A 15,589-nucleotide genomic window follows, 5' to 3' on the forward strand; every position below is an offset into this window, starting at 1 on the left:
ATTAAAAATCAGACATTTACTCTGATGCGGCGGCCTGGGTCTCGGGATTTTCGTAGATCATCAAGGGCGCGGAGTCCCCCTTGATCACGGTTTCGTCGATCACCACCTTGCTGACACCGTCCAGCGACGGCAGGTCATACATGGTATCGAGCAGCACGGCTTCCACGATGGAACGCAGACCACGGGCGCCGGTTTTACGCTCCATCGCCTTGCGGGCAATGGCGTTCAACGCGTCGTCACGGAACTCCAGTTCCACCCCTTCCAGATCGAACAGCGCGGCATACTGCTTGGTCAGCGCGTTCTTCGGCTCTTTCAGGATCTGGATGAGGGCAGCCTCGTCCAGCTCGGTCAGGGTCGCTACCACCGGCAGACGGCCGATGAACTCGGGGATCAGACCGTATTTGATCAGATCTTCCGGCTCCACCTTGGCAAAGCTCTCGCTCAAGGTCGCCTTGGCGCTCTTGGACTTGACCTCGGCACCAAAACCGATGCCGGTGCCCTTGACGGAGCGCTGCTCGATCACCTTGTCCAGACCGGCAAAGGCGCCACCGCAGATGAACAGGATCTTGGAGGTATCGACCTGCAAGAACTCCTGCTGCGGGTGCTTGCGACCACCTTGCGGCGGCACGGAAGCAATGGTCCCTTCGATCAGCTTGAGCAGGGCCTGCTGCACCCCTTCCCCGGACACGTCGCGGGTGATGGAGGGGTTGTCCGACTTGCGGGAGATCTTGTCGATCTCGTCGATGTAGACGATGCCGCGCTGGGCCTTCTCTACGTCGTAGTCGCACTTTTGCAGCAGCTTCTGGATGATGTTCTCCACGTCCTCGCCCACATAACCGGCTTCGGTCAGGGTGGTGGCGTCGGCCATGGTGAAGGGAACGTCCAGCAGACGAGCCAGGGTTTCAGCCAGCAGAGTCTTGCCGCTGCCGGTCGGACCGATCAGCAGGATGTTGGATTTGCCCAGCTCCACACCACCGGACTCGCTGCCGCTACGCAGCCGCTTGTAGTGGTTGTAGACGGCTACCGCCAGCACCTTCTTGGCGTACTCCTGCCCGATCACATAGTCATCCAGATGAGCGCGGATTTCATGAGGGGTCGGCAGCTCGCTACCATCGCGCTTGGGCGAGATCTCGCGGATCTCTTCGCGGATGATGTCGTTGCACAGCTCGACACACTCATCACATATGTAGACGGAAGGGCCAGCGATCAGCTTGCGCACTTCATGCTGGCTTTTGCCGCAAAAAGAGCAGTAGAGCAGCTTATCACCCTCACCCTTGCGTTTTTCTGTCATTCAGCAACCTCGTTTTATCAATAGAGGATGGATTGTCCTGTTGAGTTTACAACAGTCCGGAACACCCTGCCCATGCCTGATCTGCCGATTGAGGGCATCATCAAACCAGATGATGCCTTCGACGATGGTACGGGCTAGCTCGTGGCTCAGCCGCGGCGGCTCAGGACACCGTCAACCAGGCCATAGGCCATGGCCTGCTCGGCCGACATGAAGTTGTCACGGTCGGTGTCACGCTCGATGGTGGCCATGTCCTGACCGGTATGGAAGGCCAGACGCTCGTTCAGGGTATTCTTGATCTTCAGGATCTCCTGGGCATGGATCTGGATATCAGATGCCTGGCCCTGGAAACCGCCCAGCGGCTGGTGGATCATCACGCGGGCATTGGGCAGGCAGAAACGCTTGCCCTTGGCACCACCGGCCAGCAGGAAGGCACCCATGGAGCAGGCCTGCCCCATGCACACCGTGCTGACATCCGGCTTGATGAACTGCATGGTGTCATAAATGGACATACCGGCCGTGACGGCCCCACCCGGAGAGTTGATGTAGATGCTGATGTCCTGATCCGGATTTTCAGACTCCAGGAACAGCAGCTGAGCCACCACCAGATTCGCCATGTGATCTTCAACCTGACCGGTCAGGAAGATCACCCGCTCCTTCAGCAGACGAGAATAGATGTCGTAGGAACGCTCCCCTTTCGCGGTTTGCTCTACCACCATCGGGATGAGCGCATTGCGTGGGGATTCAGTCACATCGTTATAGTTCTTGTACATAAGGCATTGTCCCTAAAATAAAATGGCCCGAGTGGAGATCACACGAGCCATTATACTTAACAGTCTTGACCTTAAGTCAAATGTTCTTAGGCAGCGGCACCGGACTTGTTGATCACTTCGTCAAATGCAACTTCCTTCTCGGTCACCTGGGCCTTGGACAGGATCAGGTCGATGGCTTGATCTTCAACTGCCAGGTTGCGAACGCCGTTCAGCATCTGTTCGTTCTTCTGGTAGTACTCGATCACTTCCTTCGGATCTTCGTAGGCTGTGGCCATGGATTCGATGATGCTGTTGACGCGCGCTTCATCAGCCTTGATCTCGTTGGTACGGATCACGTCGCCCAGCAGCAGACCTACGCGTACGCGACGCTCGGCCTGACCCTGGAACAGCTCGGCCGGCAGTTCAGGAGCGTTGCCGCCCTGGAAGCCGCCGAAACGCTGCAGCGCCTGCTGACGCAGGGCATCGATTTCCTGAGCAACGGCAGCCTTCGGCAGATCGATCTGGTTGGCTTCAACCAGACCGTTCAGAACCTGCTCTTTCACGCTGTTTTTCAGGGCTTGAGCCAGTTCGCGCTCCATGTTCTTTCGCACTTCGGCTTTCAGCTCTTCAACGTTGCCGCTCTCGATACCGAAACGCTTGACGAACTCTTCGGTCAGCTCAGGCAGGATCTGCTCTTCAACTTTGTTCAGCTTGGAAGCGAACTTGGCGGCTTTGCCTTTCAGGTTTTCAGCGTGGTAGTCAGCCGGGAAGGTCACGTCGATGGTGAACTCGTCGCCTGCTTTCTTGCCCATGATGGCGTCTTCGAAGCCCGGGATCATGCGACCGGCACCCAGAACCAGGTTGAAGCCTTCGGCCTTGCCGCCGTCGAACTCTTCACCGTCGATGGAACCGACGAAGTCCATGGTCACACGCATGCCATCGGCAGCGGCGGCGTCCACTTCACTCCAGGTAGCGTGCTGCTTGCGCAGGGTGTCGATCATGTTGGCCAGATCTTCATCCTTCACGGTAGCAACCGGCTTCTCGACCTTGATGGTCTCGAGGCCAGCCACTTCAAACTCGGGGTACACTTCGAAGGTCGCGGTGAATTCGAAGTCCTGACCTTCCTGGATCTCTTTCGGATCCATGGTCGGGGCACCGGCCGGGCTCAGTTTGTTTTCGATGATGGCCTTGATGAAGTTGCTCTGCATCATTTCGTCAGCAACGCGAGCATGAGCCATGGCGCCGAACATCTTCTTGATGATGGCAACCGGAGCCTTGCCAGGACGGAAACCGTCGATGCGACGGGTTTTGGCCAGGCCGTTCAATTCTTTGCGCACGGCGGCGTCAACGGTAGCGGCCGGTACGGTGATGGTAAGACGGCGTTCCAGACCCTGGGTTGTCTCTACAGAAACTTGCATTCTTCTACCTCGTTCAACTCAGCACTGCGTGCTGACCCTTTATTGCCCCTGGGCAAAGCCCGGAGTCTTCCTGTTTATAAAGACAACGACTGTCTTTGTGATGAGAAAATATGACGCGACATTATAGCGGCGCACTTTGATCGAGTCGAGCCACACGTCCCCCAACCGGGCAGGGGATGGCACAATTCCCGCCAAACTGCCCCTTATATGGGGAATAGCGGGGCCGACTTCAAGCACACAAGCCGCAAGAATTTGCACTTGCTCACCTTTTTTCGTGCAAGAGCCTACTTTTTCACCTCATATCTCTCCATCGCGGTCTCTTTTCACCCCCTGCGACCCAAATTGTCCACCCCGCCCCTTCAACCATTGCGTCTATGACCATCGCTCGTTATGGTGGCAGCCATCTTGATAAGTCTGGAGTCACCGACATGGCCTTTTTCCGCTTCTTGTTCAATCTGCTCTGGTTCGTACTGGGAGGCGTCTTCATGGGGCTGGCCTGGTGGCTGGCCGGGCTGATCTGTTTTATCTCCCTCATCGGGATCCCCTGGGGACGCGCCTGCTTCGTCATCGGCACCTTCACCTTCTTCCCGTTCGGCAAGCAGGCGGTCAACCGCAAGACCATGACCGGTCTGAGCGACATGGGCACCGGCACCATGGGGCTGATTGGCAACATCATCTGGTTCGTGCTGATCGGGATCTGGCTGGCCATCGGCCACATCGCCTCGGCGCTAGCCTGCTTCGTCACCATCGTCGGCATCCCGTTCGGCATCCAGCACCTCAAGCTGGCGCTCATCAGCCTGGCCCCCATCGGCCAGATGATCGTCACCAATCAGGAGGCCGAATCCGGCCGTTATATTCGCTGAAGGCGATGCCGCCAGCCGTAAAAAAGGGCAGACTAGGGTCTGCCCTTTTTCATTGCTATCTTCGAGGTCATCCATGCTGCCCAGCCACTTCTTCGCCAATCTCGCCCGCATGAAGCTCATCTACCGCTGGCCGCTGATGCGCAACATCCAGCCCGAAAACATCGCCGAGCACAGCCTGCAGGTGGCCATGGTGGCCCACGCCCTCGGCCTCATCAAAAACCGGCTCTTTGGTGGCAGCGTGGATGCCGATCGCGCCGCCGTCATGGCCCTCTATCACGACAGCAGCGAGGTGCTGACCGGCGATCTGCCCACCCCGGTCAAGTACTTCAATCCCGAGATTGCCCGCGAATACAAGAAGATTGAGCTGGCCGCCGAGCAGCGCCTGCTCGGCATGTTGCCGCCGGAGCTGGTCGAGGATTTTCGCCCACTGCTTGATTCGGCAGCCCAGGATGGCGAGCTGGCCAGACTGGTGAAGGATGCCGACACCCTCTGCGCCTATACCAAGTGTCTCGAAGAGATTAACGCCGGCAACCGGGAGTTCGAGCCGGCGCGCAAGCGCCTCGAGCAGATGCTGGCGGCCCGGATGAGCGACGAGATGCGCTACTTCATCGACATCTTCGTGGCGAGCTTCTCGCTGCCGCTGGATGAACTCAACGCCCACTAAACCAGACATACCCCCCAAAAACAGAAGGGCCCGCCGGTTTGCACCGGCGGGCCCTTCATTTTTATCAGCAGCAAGATGCCGCCTATCAGTGCCCCAACTCGCGGGACGGCACCAGCCCGCTCGCCCGCCAGGCGGGGTAAAGGGTGGCCAGCAGGCTCATCAGGATGGCGGCGCCGGTCACGATGAGCAAGTCCTGCATGTGCAGCTCGGTCGGCAGGAAGTCGATGAAGTAGATGTCCGGGTTGAGGAAGCGATGGCCAATGAGCTTCTCGATGACACCCAGGATCTGGGTCAGCTTGCTGGAGAGCAGGCCGCCCAGCAGGGCGCCGAGCAAGGCACCCGCCACCCCGTTCACCATCCCCTGAATGACGAAGGTAAGCCGGATCTGGCCCGGGCTCGCCCCCATGGTCTTCAAAATGGCGATCTCGCTGCGTTTCTCGTTCACCGCCATCACCAGGGTGGAGACGATGTTGAAACAGGCCACCGCTACCACCATCAGCATCACCACGTACATCACGGTGCGCACCATCTGGATGTCCTGATAGAGATAACCCTGGCGGCTCATCCAGCTGCTGATGTAGACGTAGTGCGGGAACTTCTGGGCGGCCGCCACCGTGATGGACTGCGCCTTGAGCACGTCGTTCACCTTGAGGCTGAAGCCCTCCACCGCGCTGCCCATGCCGGTGATGGCCTGGGCATCCGCCAGATGCATGAAGCCGAGCACACCGTCCAGCTGGCCACCAATCTCGAGCAGCCCCACCACGGTGAGAGACTCGCGCTTCGGGTTCTTGATGCCGGCAGCATCGCCGCCCTGGGGCAGCAGCAGGGTGACAGTGCCCCCTATCTTGACCCCCAGCTTGTCGGCGATGGTCTTGCCAAGGATGAGGCCATGCTCGCCGGCTTCCAGCTCGCGCAGACCGCGGCCCGTCATGTAGTTGCCCGCATCGGACAGATTGGCTTCGAGCTCCGGCAGCACGGCGCGCACCTGCAGCCCCTTGAGAGCACTGCCGTGCTCCAGCAGGCCGTCGAGCCGGATCACCGGGGCGGCAGCCTCCACTCCGGGCTGGGCCAGCAGGTAGTCCCGCAGCTTGGGCCAGTTGGGGAGTGGTGCCTCCATCCCCATCAGCTCGCCGTGGGGCACCACGGAGAGCACCCGGTTCTTGAGTTCCCGCTCAAAGCCGTTCATGGCGGAGAGCCCCAGGATCAGCGCCATCACCCCGAGGGCGATACCGATGAGGGAGGAGGCGGAGATAAAGGCGATGAAGCCGTTGCGACGGCGGGAGCGGCTGTAACGCAGGCCCAGAAACAGGGGCAGCGGTTTGAACATCAGGCGACCTCCGCCATCACGCCGCTCACCAGGGTCACCCGGCGATGGAGCTTGGCTGCCAGGCTGAGATCGTGGGTCACCACCACGAACGCGGTGCCGAGCTCGCGGTTGAGCTCGCAGAGCAGCTCATAGACGGCGGTGGCGCTGGCGTGATCCAGGTTGCCGGTGGGCTCGTCCGCCAGCACCAGGCTGGGTTCGTTGACCAGGGCACGGGCGATGGCCACCCGCTGGCGCTCGCCACCGGAGAGCTCGGACGGTCGGTGGTTGAGACGGTGGGAGAGCCCTACCCGCCCCAGCATCCGGCTCGCCTTGTCGGTCGCGCTCTTCACCGATTCACCGGCGATCAGCAGCGGCATGGCGGCATTTTCCAGCGCGGTGAACTCGGAGAGCAGGTGGTGGAACTGGTAAACGAAACCCAGCTCCTGATTGCGAAACTTCGCCTGGGTACGGCTGTCCCAGCGATGGATGTCCTGCCCCTTGAACAGCACGGCGCCGCTGGAAGGGTTGTCGAGCGCTCCCATCAGGTGCAGCAGGGTGGTCTTGCCGGAGCCCGAGCTGCCCACCACCGCCAGCATCTCGCCGGGCGCCACGCTAAGATCGATGCCCTTGAGTACCTGGGTCTCCAGATCGCCCTCTTTGTAGACATGGTTGAGGGCCTGACAGCGCAGCAGCGGCTCGCAGGAGACGGATTGATTCATAAAGGAGGCTCCACTTGCACCTGTAACAACGCTGGCGCCGGCAGCAACACCGGCACCAGTAACAACAGAAGATGAATTATTCATAACGCAGCGCCTCGGCCGGTTTGACCCGGGCCGCACGGGCCGCCGGGTAGAGGGTGGCGCTGAAGCTGAGCAGCACGGCGCCCAGCAAAATGGTCACGACCTGGGCGGGTTCGACGATGACCGGCAGGCCCGAGCCGCCGGCCGTCATGTAGAGGTTGAGCCCCACCGCATCGAGCAAGGGGTTGAGCCCCATGGAGAGTGCCAGTCCCGCCAGACCGCCGAACAGGGCGCCGATGACCCCGCTGGAGGCCCCCAGCACCATGAAGATCTTGACGATGCCGGCCTCGCTCATGCCCATGGTGCGCAGGATGGCCACCTCCCCTTCCTTGTCGGTCACCACCATCACCAGGGCGGAGAGGATGTTGAAGGTAGCGACCGCGATGATCAGCACCAGCATCAGCCCCATCATCCGTTTTTCCATGGCCACCGCCTGGAACAGCTCGCCGCGCTCGCGGCGCCAGTCCTGCCACTCCAGCCCGTCCGGCAGCGCCGTCTTCACCACCTCGTCGGCGGCGAAGGGGTCATCCAGCCAGAGGCGGATGCCGCCCACCTGATCCGCAGGCAACCGCAGCATGCGCTGGGCATCCCCCAGCGCAATCAGGGCGACCTGGCTGTCCACGTCGGCACCGACCCCGAAGATGCCGGAGACGGTAAAGAGGCGCTGGGCCGGCACCCGGCCAAACGGGGTGAAGCGGGTGCCTTCGGTCAGGATCAGACGGACCTGGTCGCCCATGGAGACCTTGAGGCGATTGGCCACCCCCTGCCCCAGCACTATGTGGTATTCGCCCGCCTGCAGGCTATCCAGACGCCCCATCTGCATCTGGGCGTGCAGGATGTCGTCCTTGGGCCACTGGGCGGGATCGATGCCCTGCACGCTGACGCCGGTGAGCTGACCGGGGCTTTGCAACATGCCTTCGCTGTCGAGCATGGGGGCGTGGGCAATCACGTGCGGCAGCCTGGCCAGGTCGGGCAGGCCCTGCGGCGCGGCATCGATGCGCCCCGCCGGGCTGGTCACCACCACATGGGGGATCACCCCCAAGATGCGCCCCTTGAGCTGCCCTTCAAAACCGTTCATCACCGAGATGACCACCATCAGGGCGGCGACCCCGATGGCGATGCCGAAAGTGGAAAACAGGGAGATAAATGAAACGAAGCGATTGCTGCGTCGCGAGCCTGCATAACGCAGGCCGATGGCCAGCGACAGTGGCTGAAAAAGTCCAGTCTTCAAGGATATCTACATTGCCAACAAAATAAGATACCGGATAATAAAGGGAAACCGTCTATGACAACAAGGGATAGCCTCCATGCAGGAACAGTTCTTCAGTGTCACCCATGCCACACCGGTCAATGTGATCCCCATGCCCGGTGACTTTCATCTGCCCTCGCTGGAAGCACTGGAGGCCGAGCTGCCCGAACCGTTTCGCATCGCCTCCGCCATTACCTCCATCGACATGGTGACCAGCCGCCTGATCCGCAATCAGAACGATTCGATGCACGATCTGGTGGAGATCATCAACCAGCAGTCGCGCAAGATCGACATGATCATGGGCTATGTGCTGTCGGTGCAGGATCATCCGGAACATCGCTTCCACACCCTGCGCTTTGGCGCCGGCCAGCTGACCTACCTGCATCCGCGCCAGGGCCACGGCGAGGTGCCGCACCTGCACCAGATAGTGCGGCTCAAGATCTTCCTGCGCGAAGAGGCCTCCGCCATCTACTGCTACGGCCAGGTCAAGCAGCTGGAACCGAGCGAACACGGCACCCACGTGATGCTCGACTATGTGCGGATCCGCGAGGATGACCGCGAACTGCTGGTGCGTGCCAGCCTGCATATCCAATCCAAACAACTCAAACTTCGTGCGCAAGACCGTCAACGTTAAAAGAATCGAATGATGCCAATGAAGCTTCCTGCCTTGCCCGCCAAGGCGGGCCAAAAGTTAACGCTCGGCCAGCTGACAGGCAGCAGCCTCTCGCTGATGGCCGCCCGCCTCACCCAGGAGGCTCATCGCCCCGTCCTGCTGGTGACCGCCGATACCCCGAGCGCCCTGCGCCTCGAACAGGAACTGCAATACCTGTTGGCCGACACCGGCTGCCCGGTGCTGTTGTTCCCGGACTGGGAGACCCTGCCCTACGACACCTTCTCCCCCCATCAGGACATCATCTCCCAGCGGCTCGAGACCCTCTACAAGCTGCCGCAGATGAGCAGCGGCGTGCTGATCGTGCCCATCTCCACCCTGATGCTGCGCACGGCCCCCGGGTCTATCTCGACAAATACAGCCTGATGGTGAAAAGCGGCCAGCGCCTCAATCTGCAGCAGCTGCGCGCGCGTCTCGCCGAGGCGGGCTATGTGGCGGTGGAGCAGGTGCTGGAGCACGGCGAATTTGCCGCCCGCGGCTCCCTGCTCGATCTCTTCCCCATGGGCAGCAGCAGCCCCTATCGCATCGACTTCTTCGACGACGAGGTGGACTCCATCCGCCCGTTCGACCCCGAGACCCAGCGCTCCAGCGAGCCGGTCAAGAGCGTCAGCCTGTTGCCAGCCCGGGAGTTTCCCACCGACGAGGGGGCCATCGAGCTGTTTCGTGGCCAGTATCGCGAGCAGTTCGAGATCTCCCGCGCCGAGGGCTCCGTCTATCAGGAGGTGAGCAAGGGGCGCTGGCCCGCCGGCATCGAGTACTATCTGCCGCTCTTCTTCCAGCAGACCGCCAGCCTGTTTGACCACTTGCCAGAGAACACCCTGCTGCTGACCGTGGGGGAGATCTACCCCGCCGCCCAGCGTTTCTGGAACGACATCGCTCAACGCTACGAGGACAGGCGCTGGGACAATACCCGTCCCCTGCTGCCCCCCCAGCAGATCTATCTGCCGGTAGAACAGCTGTTTGCGGCGCTCGGCCAGTACGCGGCCGTGCGGCTGCAGGAGGCGCACACCGCCCGTGATGCGGGCCAGCACAACCTGCCGATCTCGGCGCTGCCCGAGCTGCAGCTCGATCACAGCAAGGAGCAGCCGCTGCTAGCCCTCAACCAGTTCCTGCAAGGTTTTGCCGGCCGCACCCTGTTTGCGGTGGAGTCCGAGGGGCGGCGCGAGGTGCTGGGCGATCTGCTGGCCCGCATCGCGCTGCAGCCCAAGGAGTTCGCGTCACTGGATGCCTTCATCACCAGCAAGGCCCGTCACGGCCTGCTGGTGGCACCGCTCGAGCGCGGCTTCTTGCTGCGAGAGCCGGGGCAAGAGGAGCTGGCGCTCATCACCGAGACCGAACTGCTGGGCGGCAAGATCCGCAGCAAACGGCAACGGGAGAAGAGCAAGAACCTGAGCTCCGATGCGGTGATCCGCAACCTCGGCGAGCTGACCCAGGGTCAGCCGGTGGTGCACCTGGACCACGGGGTCGGCCGCTATCTGGGGCTGGAAACCATCGATGCCGGCGGCCTGCCCACCGAGTTTCTGACTCTGGAATATGCCGGCGGCGACAAGCTGTTCGTGCCGGTCACCAGTTTGCACCTGATCAGCCGTTATACCGGCTCGGACAACCCGCCCAGCCACAAGCTTGGCGGCGAGGCCTGGGTCAAGGCCCGGCGCAAGGCGGCCGAAAAGGTGCGCGACGTGGCGGCCGAGCTGCTCGATGTCTATGCCATGCGGGCAGCCCGTCACGGCTTTGCCTTCAAGCACGACCGCGAGGCCTATCGCCAGTTTGCCGCCGGCTTCCCGTTCGAGGAGACCGATGATCAACTCAACGCCATCAATGCGGTGCTCGGCGACATGTGCCAGGCCAAGAGCATGGATCGGCTGGTGTGCGGCGACGTGGGCTTCGGCAAGACCGAAGTGGCGATGCGGGCGGCCTTCGTGGCAGTGCACGGCGGCAAGCAGGTGGCCGTGCTGGTGCCCACCACCCTGCTCGCCCAGCAGCACTACGACAACTTCCGCGACCGCTTCGCCAACTGGCCGGTCCGGGTTGAGGTACTGAGCCGCTTCCGCTCCGCCAAGGAGCAGACCGCGGTGATGAAAGAGCTGGCCGAGGGCAAGGTCGACATCATCATCGGCACCCACAAGCTCCTCGGCGCCGAGCTCACCTTCAAGGATCTGGGGCTGCTCATCGTCGACGAGGAGCATCGCTTCGGGGTGCGCCAGAAGGAGAAGATCAAGGCGCTGCGGGCCGACGTGGACATCCTCACCCTCACCGCCACCCCCATTCCACGCACCCTCAACATGGCGATGTCGGGCATGCGGGATCTCTCCATCATTGCCACCCCGCCCGCCAAGCGGCTCGCCATCAAGACCTTCGTGCGCCAGCAGGAGCCGGCGGTCACCCGCGAGGCAGTGCTGCGGGAATTGAAGCGTGGCGGCCAGGTCTACTACCTGCACAACGACGTGGAGAGCATCGAGAAGTGCGCGGCAGATCTTGCCGAGCTGGTGCCGGAGGCGCGCATCGGCATCGCCCACGGCCAGATGCGTGAGCGCGAGCTCGAGCTGGTGATGTCGGACTTCTACCACCAGCGCTTCAACCTGCTGGTCTGCACCACCATCATCGAGACCGGCATCGACGTGCCGAGCGCCAACACCATCATCATGGATCGGGCGGATCATCTCGGTCTGGCCCAGCTGCACCAGCTGCGGGGCCGGGTCGGCCGCTCCCACCACCAGGCCTATGCCTACCTGCTCACCCCCCATCCCAAGCTGATGACCAAGGATGCGGCCAAGCGGCTGGAGGCCATTGCGTCCCTTGAAGATCTCGGCGCCGGCTTTGCGCTGGCGACCCACGATCTGGAGATCCGCGGCGCCGGCGAACTGCTCGGCGACGATCAGAGCGGCCAGATTGAATCGGTCGGCTTCACCCTCTACATGGAGATGCTGGAGCAGGCGGTCGAGGCGCTGAAATCGGGCAAAGAGCCGTCGCTCGAACAACTCATGAGCCAGCACACCGAGGTGGAGCTGCGCCTGCCTGCGCTGTTACCGGACGACTACATCCCGGACGTCAACATGCGCCTCTCCATGTACAAGCGGATCGCCAGTGCGGCGGACGAGCAGGAGCTGCGCGAACTGAAAGTGGAGCTGATCGATCGCTTCGGCCTGTTGCCGGAGCCGACCAAAACCCTGCTGGAGCTGGCCGCCTTCCGCCAGCGCGCCACGGCGCTGGGCATTCGCCGGGTGGAGATGAGCGAGCGTGGCGGCTATCTGGACTTTACCCAGGAGACCAGGGTCAACCCTGCCTATCTGGTTAAACTCCTCTCAGAGCAGCCGCGCATCTACAAGATGGACGGGCCGACCCGGCTGCGCTTCCAGGTGCCCACCCAGGACAGGGCCATGCGCCTCAAGCTGGTGGACGGCCTGCTGGCGGATCTCGCCAACCACGCCAGCCCCTGAGGGGACGGTGATGGAGCGGCCAGCCGCTCGCCCAAATAAAACGGGAGCCTTGATGGCTCCCGTTTTTTTATCCCGTGACGCTGGCCGTCATGCCTGATTGGCCGGGTTCTCGTGGGCGGAAAACTCCCGCATAAAGGCCTCGGCCCGATCCACCATCTTGGTGGAACCCACGAAATAAGGGGTACGCTGGTGCAGCGCGGTGGGCTGGATGTCCATGATGCGGCCAAAGCCGTCTGATGCCTTGCCACCGGCCTGCTCCACCAGGAACGCCATGGGGTTGCACTCATAGAGCAGGCGCAGCTTGCCGTTGGGCGAGTTGGTGCCGGACGGATAGATGTAGATGCCGCCCTTGAGCAGGTTGCGGTGAAAATCGGAGACTAGGGAGCCGATGTAGCGGGAGGTGTAAGGACGGTGGGTCGCCTCGTCCCGCTCCTGACAATATTTCAGGTACTTCTTTACCCCGTCCGGGAACTTGATGTAGTTGCCCTCGTTGATGGAGTAGATCTTGCCCTCCTCCGGAATGCGGATGTTCTCGTGGGAGAGGCAGAAGCAGCCGATGGAAGGGTCGTAGGTAAAGCCGTTGACGCCAAAGCCGGTGGTGTAGACCAGCATGGTCGAGGAGCCGTAGACCACGTAACCGGCGGCGACCTGGCGGTTGCCTGGCTGCAGGAAGTCTTCCAGGGTGACGCCGGCGCCCGGCTTGCTGACCCGGCGGTAGATGGAGAAGATGGTGCCGACGGAGACGTTGACGTCGATGTTGGAGGAGCCATCGAGGGGGTCGATCAATACCACGTATTTGGAGTGACGGGAGAGCTCGGAATCGAAGGAGACGAAGTCTTCCTCCTCTTCGGAGGCCATGCCGCACACTTCGCCACGGGCTTCCAGCGCCGCCTTGAAGCGCTCGTTGGCGTAGACGTCCAGCTTCTGCTGCACCTCGCCCTGCACGTTTTCAGCGCCCATGGAGCCGATAATGTCCGCCAGCCCCGCCTTGTTGATCTCCCGGTTCACCACCTTGGCGGCCAGGCGGATGGAGCTGAGCAACGAGGTCAGCTCGCCGGTCGCGGTGGGATAATCCGCCTGCTTTTTGACGATGAACTCGCCCATGGTGATCATGTTTCGCATTATTGTTCCTTTAAGATCGTTTCCGTTGGCTTTGAAAACGTTTGCACGCATAGACAAAAAAAGTGCCGATCCTCGGCAGCCTTGTTTTGTAACCTAATGTAACGCCTGTTTTTTGTTTTTGCAGCGAATTAAGCCGCTGAATAAACGCACATCCCCCCCACCTTTTTCGCCCGAAATCGCCCTCAAACTGGTTTCAATCGGTAACTTTTTCGATGTTAATTCGTGGCAAAAACTCACGAAGATGTCGCCATGAGGGTGGCAAGATCCCCGCCATGCCCCCTATCTGGGACACATGCCATGGGAGACCTGTCTGCCTCTTGAGATCTCACCATCAATCCCGCACACTGGCCCGGCTTTGGAAGCAAAAAAACATAAGGATATTCAATGAAAAGGACACTCATTGCCGGCACGGTTGCCGCCCTGTTCGCACTCCCCGCCCTGGCAGCCCAGGTACCGGCCGGTACCCAGTTGCTGCCGGCAGAACAGCAAACCTTCATCCGCAACATAGGTACCGAACCCGCCTCCATCGACCCCCAGATGGTGGAAGAGACAGCGGGCAGCGAAATCGTCAACGACCTGTTCGAGGGGCTCTACACCCTGGACGGGGACGGCAAGCTGCAGCTTGCCGGCGCCCTTGGCTACGAGCTCGATCCCACGGGTACCGTCTACACCTTCAAGCTCAGACCCGATGCCAAATGGTCCAACGGCGAGCCGGTGACGGCGGCCGATTACGTCTATGGCTGGCAGCGGGCGGCGGATCCCAAGAATGCCTCCAACTACGCCTGGTTCATCGAGCTGACCGGCGTCACCAATGCCGCCGAGGTCATTCAGGGCAAGCAGAGCCCGGATACGCTGGGCATCAAGGCGCTCGATGCCCATACCCTGCAGATCACCTTGAAAAACCCGGTGCCCTTCTTCCTGAAGACCCTCTCCCACTACACCACCTTCCCGGCGCCCAGGGCAACCATCGAGAAGTTCGGTCATGAGTGGGTCAAGCCTGGCAACATCGTCTCCAACGGGGCCTTCGTGCTCAAGGAGTGGACCCCCAACGAGCGTCTCATCTCCGAGCGCAACTCCTATTACTGGGACAACCAGCATACGGTGCTGAACAAGGTGTTCTATCTGGAAATAGTCTCCGACACCGCCGCCTACAACCGCTATCGCGCCGGCGAGCTGCACTACACCAGCTATCCGCTCGAGCAGTACAAGCAGCTCAAGCAGCAGAGCCCGCAGGAGCTGGTGAGCGTGCCGACCCTGGCCACCTACTACTACGTGTTCAACACCCAGCGAAAACCGTTCGACAACCCCAAGGTGCGCAAGGCGCTCTCCCTGGCCATCGATCGGGACACCATCACCGAGAAGATCCTGGGGCAGGGCCAGATCTCCGCCTTCAGCCTGACACCACCCATAGTGGACGGCTTCGAGCTCAAGCGACCGGCCAGCGAGCAGATGAGCAAGGAGGAGCGGATCAAGCAGGCCAAGGCGCTGCTCGCCGAAGCGGGTTATGGCCCGGGCAAGCCGCTGGATGTGGATATCCTCTACAACACCAACGAGGGGCACAAGAAGATAGCACTGGCCATCTCCTCCATGTGGAAACACAACCTGGGGGTGCAGGCCAAGCTCAACAACATGGAGTGGAAGACCATGGTGTCGGCCCTCAACGAAGGGGACTTCGGGGTCAGCCGCTACGCCTGGAACGGGGATTACAACGATGCCTCCACCTTCCTCGACATCATGACCTCCAGCAGCAGCGCCAACAGCGGCAAGTGGTTCAACAAGCAGTACGACGCCCTGCTGGCCAAGGCCCATGACGCCAGGGATCCGGCCGAACGCAACCAGCTCTATCAGCAGGCCGAGGCCCTGATCGATGCAGAAGCGCCCATCGCCCCGGTCTATTTCTACGTCAAGTCCCGCCTGCTCAAACCCAACATCAAGGGCTACCCCTATCAGAACCCGCAGGATCTGGTCTACTCGAAAGACCTCTATCTGACCGCGCAATAAGGTTCACCATCCCGCAGAC

Annotated in this window: 11 protein-coding genes and 1 pseudogene; 5 read left to right on the plus strand and 7 right to left on the minus strand. The window is 61.4% G+C overall.

Annotation, left to right across the window (positions count from 1 at the left end; genetic code table 11):
* Positions 1-16: 16 nt before the first annotated feature.
* From clpX to tig, 3 genes are all read right to left on the minus strand, one after another.
* Positions 17-1,291 (minus strand): ATP-dependent protease ATP-binding subunit ClpX, encoded by a 1,275-nt coding sequence (gene clpX, locus E5E96_RS19570; RefSeq protein WP_005301524.1) that lies wholly within the window; start codon positions 1,289-1,291, stop codon positions 17-19.
* A 146-nt stretch (positions 1,292-1,437) separates the two neighbouring features.
* Positions 1,438-2,061, minus strand: a complete 624-nt coding sequence (clpP, locus tag E5E96_RS19575; RefSeq protein ID WP_171282900.1) for an ATP-dependent Clp endopeptidase proteolytic subunit ClpP — start codon at positions 2,059-2,061, stop codon at positions 1,438-1,440.
* 86 nt (positions 2,062-2,147) lie between these two features.
* Positions 2,148-3,458, minus strand: a complete 1,311-nt coding sequence (gene tig / locus E5E96_RS19580; RefSeq protein WP_016350912.1) for a trigger factor — start codon at positions 3,456-3,458, stop codon at positions 2,148-2,150.
* 428 nt (positions 3,459-3,886) lie between these two features.
* Between tig and E5E96_RS19585 the strand changes: the two genes are divergently transcribed.
* A complete protein-coding gene (locus tag E5E96_RS19585) occupies positions 3,887-4,321 on the plus strand; it encodes a YccF domain-containing protein (protein WP_011705879.1) in 435 nt (144 codons plus the stop codon).
* A gap of 73 nt (positions 4,322-4,394) precedes the next feature.
* The gene (yfbR, locus tag E5E96_RS19590; protein ID WP_011705878.1) at positions 4,395-4,985 is read left to right on the plus strand and encodes a 5'-deoxynucleotidase; all 591 of its coding nucleotides are present in this window, start codon (positions 4,395-4,397) and stop codon (positions 4,983-4,985) included.
* Positions 4,986-5,070: 85 nt separating this feature from the next.
* On the opposite strand, the gene lolE is transcribed toward yfbR, so the two are convergent.
* The 3 genes from lolE to E5E96_RS19605 all read right to left on the minus strand — a co-directional run bounded on the left by lolE (position 5,071) and on the right by E5E96_RS19605 (position 8,322).
* Complete coding sequence (gene lolE / locus E5E96_RS19595; RefSeq protein WP_171282901.1) at positions 5,071-6,312, minus strand: lipoprotein-releasing ABC transporter permease subunit LolE; 1,242 nt, start codon at positions 6,310-6,312, stop codon at positions 5,071-5,073.
* Positions 6,312-7,010 (minus strand): lipoprotein-releasing ABC transporter ATP-binding protein LolD, encoded by a 699-nt coding sequence (lolD, locus tag E5E96_RS19600; protein ID WP_020480138.1) that lies wholly within the window; start codon positions 7,008-7,010, stop codon positions 6,312-6,314. Before lolD ends, lolE begins: the two co-directional genes overlap by 1 nt.
* A gap of 76 nt (positions 7,011-7,086) precedes the next feature.
* Positions 7,087-8,322, minus strand: coding sequence for a lipoprotein-releasing ABC transporter permease subunit (locus E5E96_RS19605; RefSeq protein WP_016350916.1), 1,236 nt, complete (start codon positions 8,320-8,322; stop codon positions 7,087-7,089).
* Positions 8,323-8,398: 76 nt separating this feature from the next.
* Here E5E96_RS19605 and E5E96_RS19610 point away from each other — a divergent pair, with 76 nt between their 5' ends.
* Both E5E96_RS19610 and mfd read left to right on the plus strand, forming a co-directional pair.
* On the plus strand, positions 8,399-8,974 hold the full coding sequence (locus E5E96_RS19610; RefSeq protein ID WP_011705874.1) for a hypothetical protein: 576 nt from the start codon (positions 8,399-8,401) through the stop codon (positions 8,972-8,974).
* 9 nt (positions 8,975-8,983) lie between these two features.
* A pseudogene (mfd, locus tag E5E96_RS19615) lies at positions 8,984-12,447 on the plus strand (transcription-repair coupling factor).
* 87 nt (positions 12,448-12,534) lie between these two features.
* On the opposite strand, the gene fbp reads toward mfd, so the two are convergent.
* Complete coding sequence (gene fbp, locus E5E96_RS19620; RefSeq protein WP_024943968.1) at positions 12,535-13,569, minus strand: class 1 fructose-bisphosphatase; 1,035 nt, start codon at positions 13,567-13,569, stop codon at positions 12,535-12,537.
* A 384-nt stretch (positions 13,570-13,953) separates the two neighbouring features.
* Here fbp and E5E96_RS19625 point away from each other — a divergent pair, with 384 nt between their 5' ends.
* Positions 13,954-15,570: a peptide ABC transporter substrate-binding protein gene (locus E5E96_RS19625; protein WP_171282902.1), complete on the plus strand. Its 1,617-nt coding sequence runs from the start codon at positions 13,954-13,956 to the stop codon at positions 15,568-15,570.
* Positions 15,571-15,589: the final 19 nt, after the last annotated feature.

The sequence above is a fragment of the Aeromonas sp. 1805 genome (genome assembly GCF_013085525.1).
Taxonomy (GTDB): Bacteria; Pseudomonadota; Gammaproteobacteria; order Enterobacterales; family Aeromonadaceae; genus Aeromonas; species Aeromonas hydrophila.

Excerpts from the sequence above, each read along its gene's own strand:
- E5E96_RS19585 (WP_011705879.1), top strand. The coding sequence starts at position 3,887 with ATGGCCTTTTTCCGCTTCTTGTTCAATCTGCTCTGGTTCGTACTGGGA.
- yfbR (WP_011705878.1), top strand. The coding sequence starts at position 4,395 with ATGCTGCCCAGCCACTTCTTCGCCAATCTCGCCCGCATGAAGCTCATC.
- E5E96_RS19610 (WP_011705874.1), top strand. The coding sequence starts at position 8,399 with ATGCAGGAACAGTTCTTCAGTGTCACCCATGCCACACCGGTCAATGTG.
- lolD (WP_020480138.1), bottom strand. The coding sequence starts at position 7,010 with ATGAATCAATCCGTCTCCTGCGAGCCGCTGCTGCGCTGTCAGGCCCTC.
- fbp (WP_024943968.1), bottom strand. The coding sequence starts at position 13,569 with ATGCGAAACATGATCACCATGGGCGAGTTCATCGTCAAAAAGCAGGCG.
- clpP (WP_171282900.1), bottom strand. The coding sequence starts at position 2,061 with ATGTACAAGAACTATAACGATGTGACTGAATCCCCACGCAATGCGCTC.
- clpX (WP_005301524.1), bottom strand. The coding sequence starts at position 1,291 with ATGACAGAAAAACGCAAGGGTGAGGGTGATAAGCTGCTCTACTGCTCT.
- tig (WP_016350912.1), bottom strand. The coding sequence starts at position 3,458 with ATGCAAGTTTCTGTAGAGACAACCCAGGGTCTGGAACGCCGTCTTACC.
- E5E96_RS19625 (WP_171282902.1), top strand. The coding sequence starts at position 13,954 with ATGAAAAGGACACTCATTGCCGGCACGGTTGCCGCCCTGTTCGCACTC.
- lolE (WP_171282901.1), bottom strand. The coding sequence starts at position 6,312 with ATGTTCAAACCGCTGCCCCTGTTTCTGGGCCTGCGTTACAGCCGCTCC.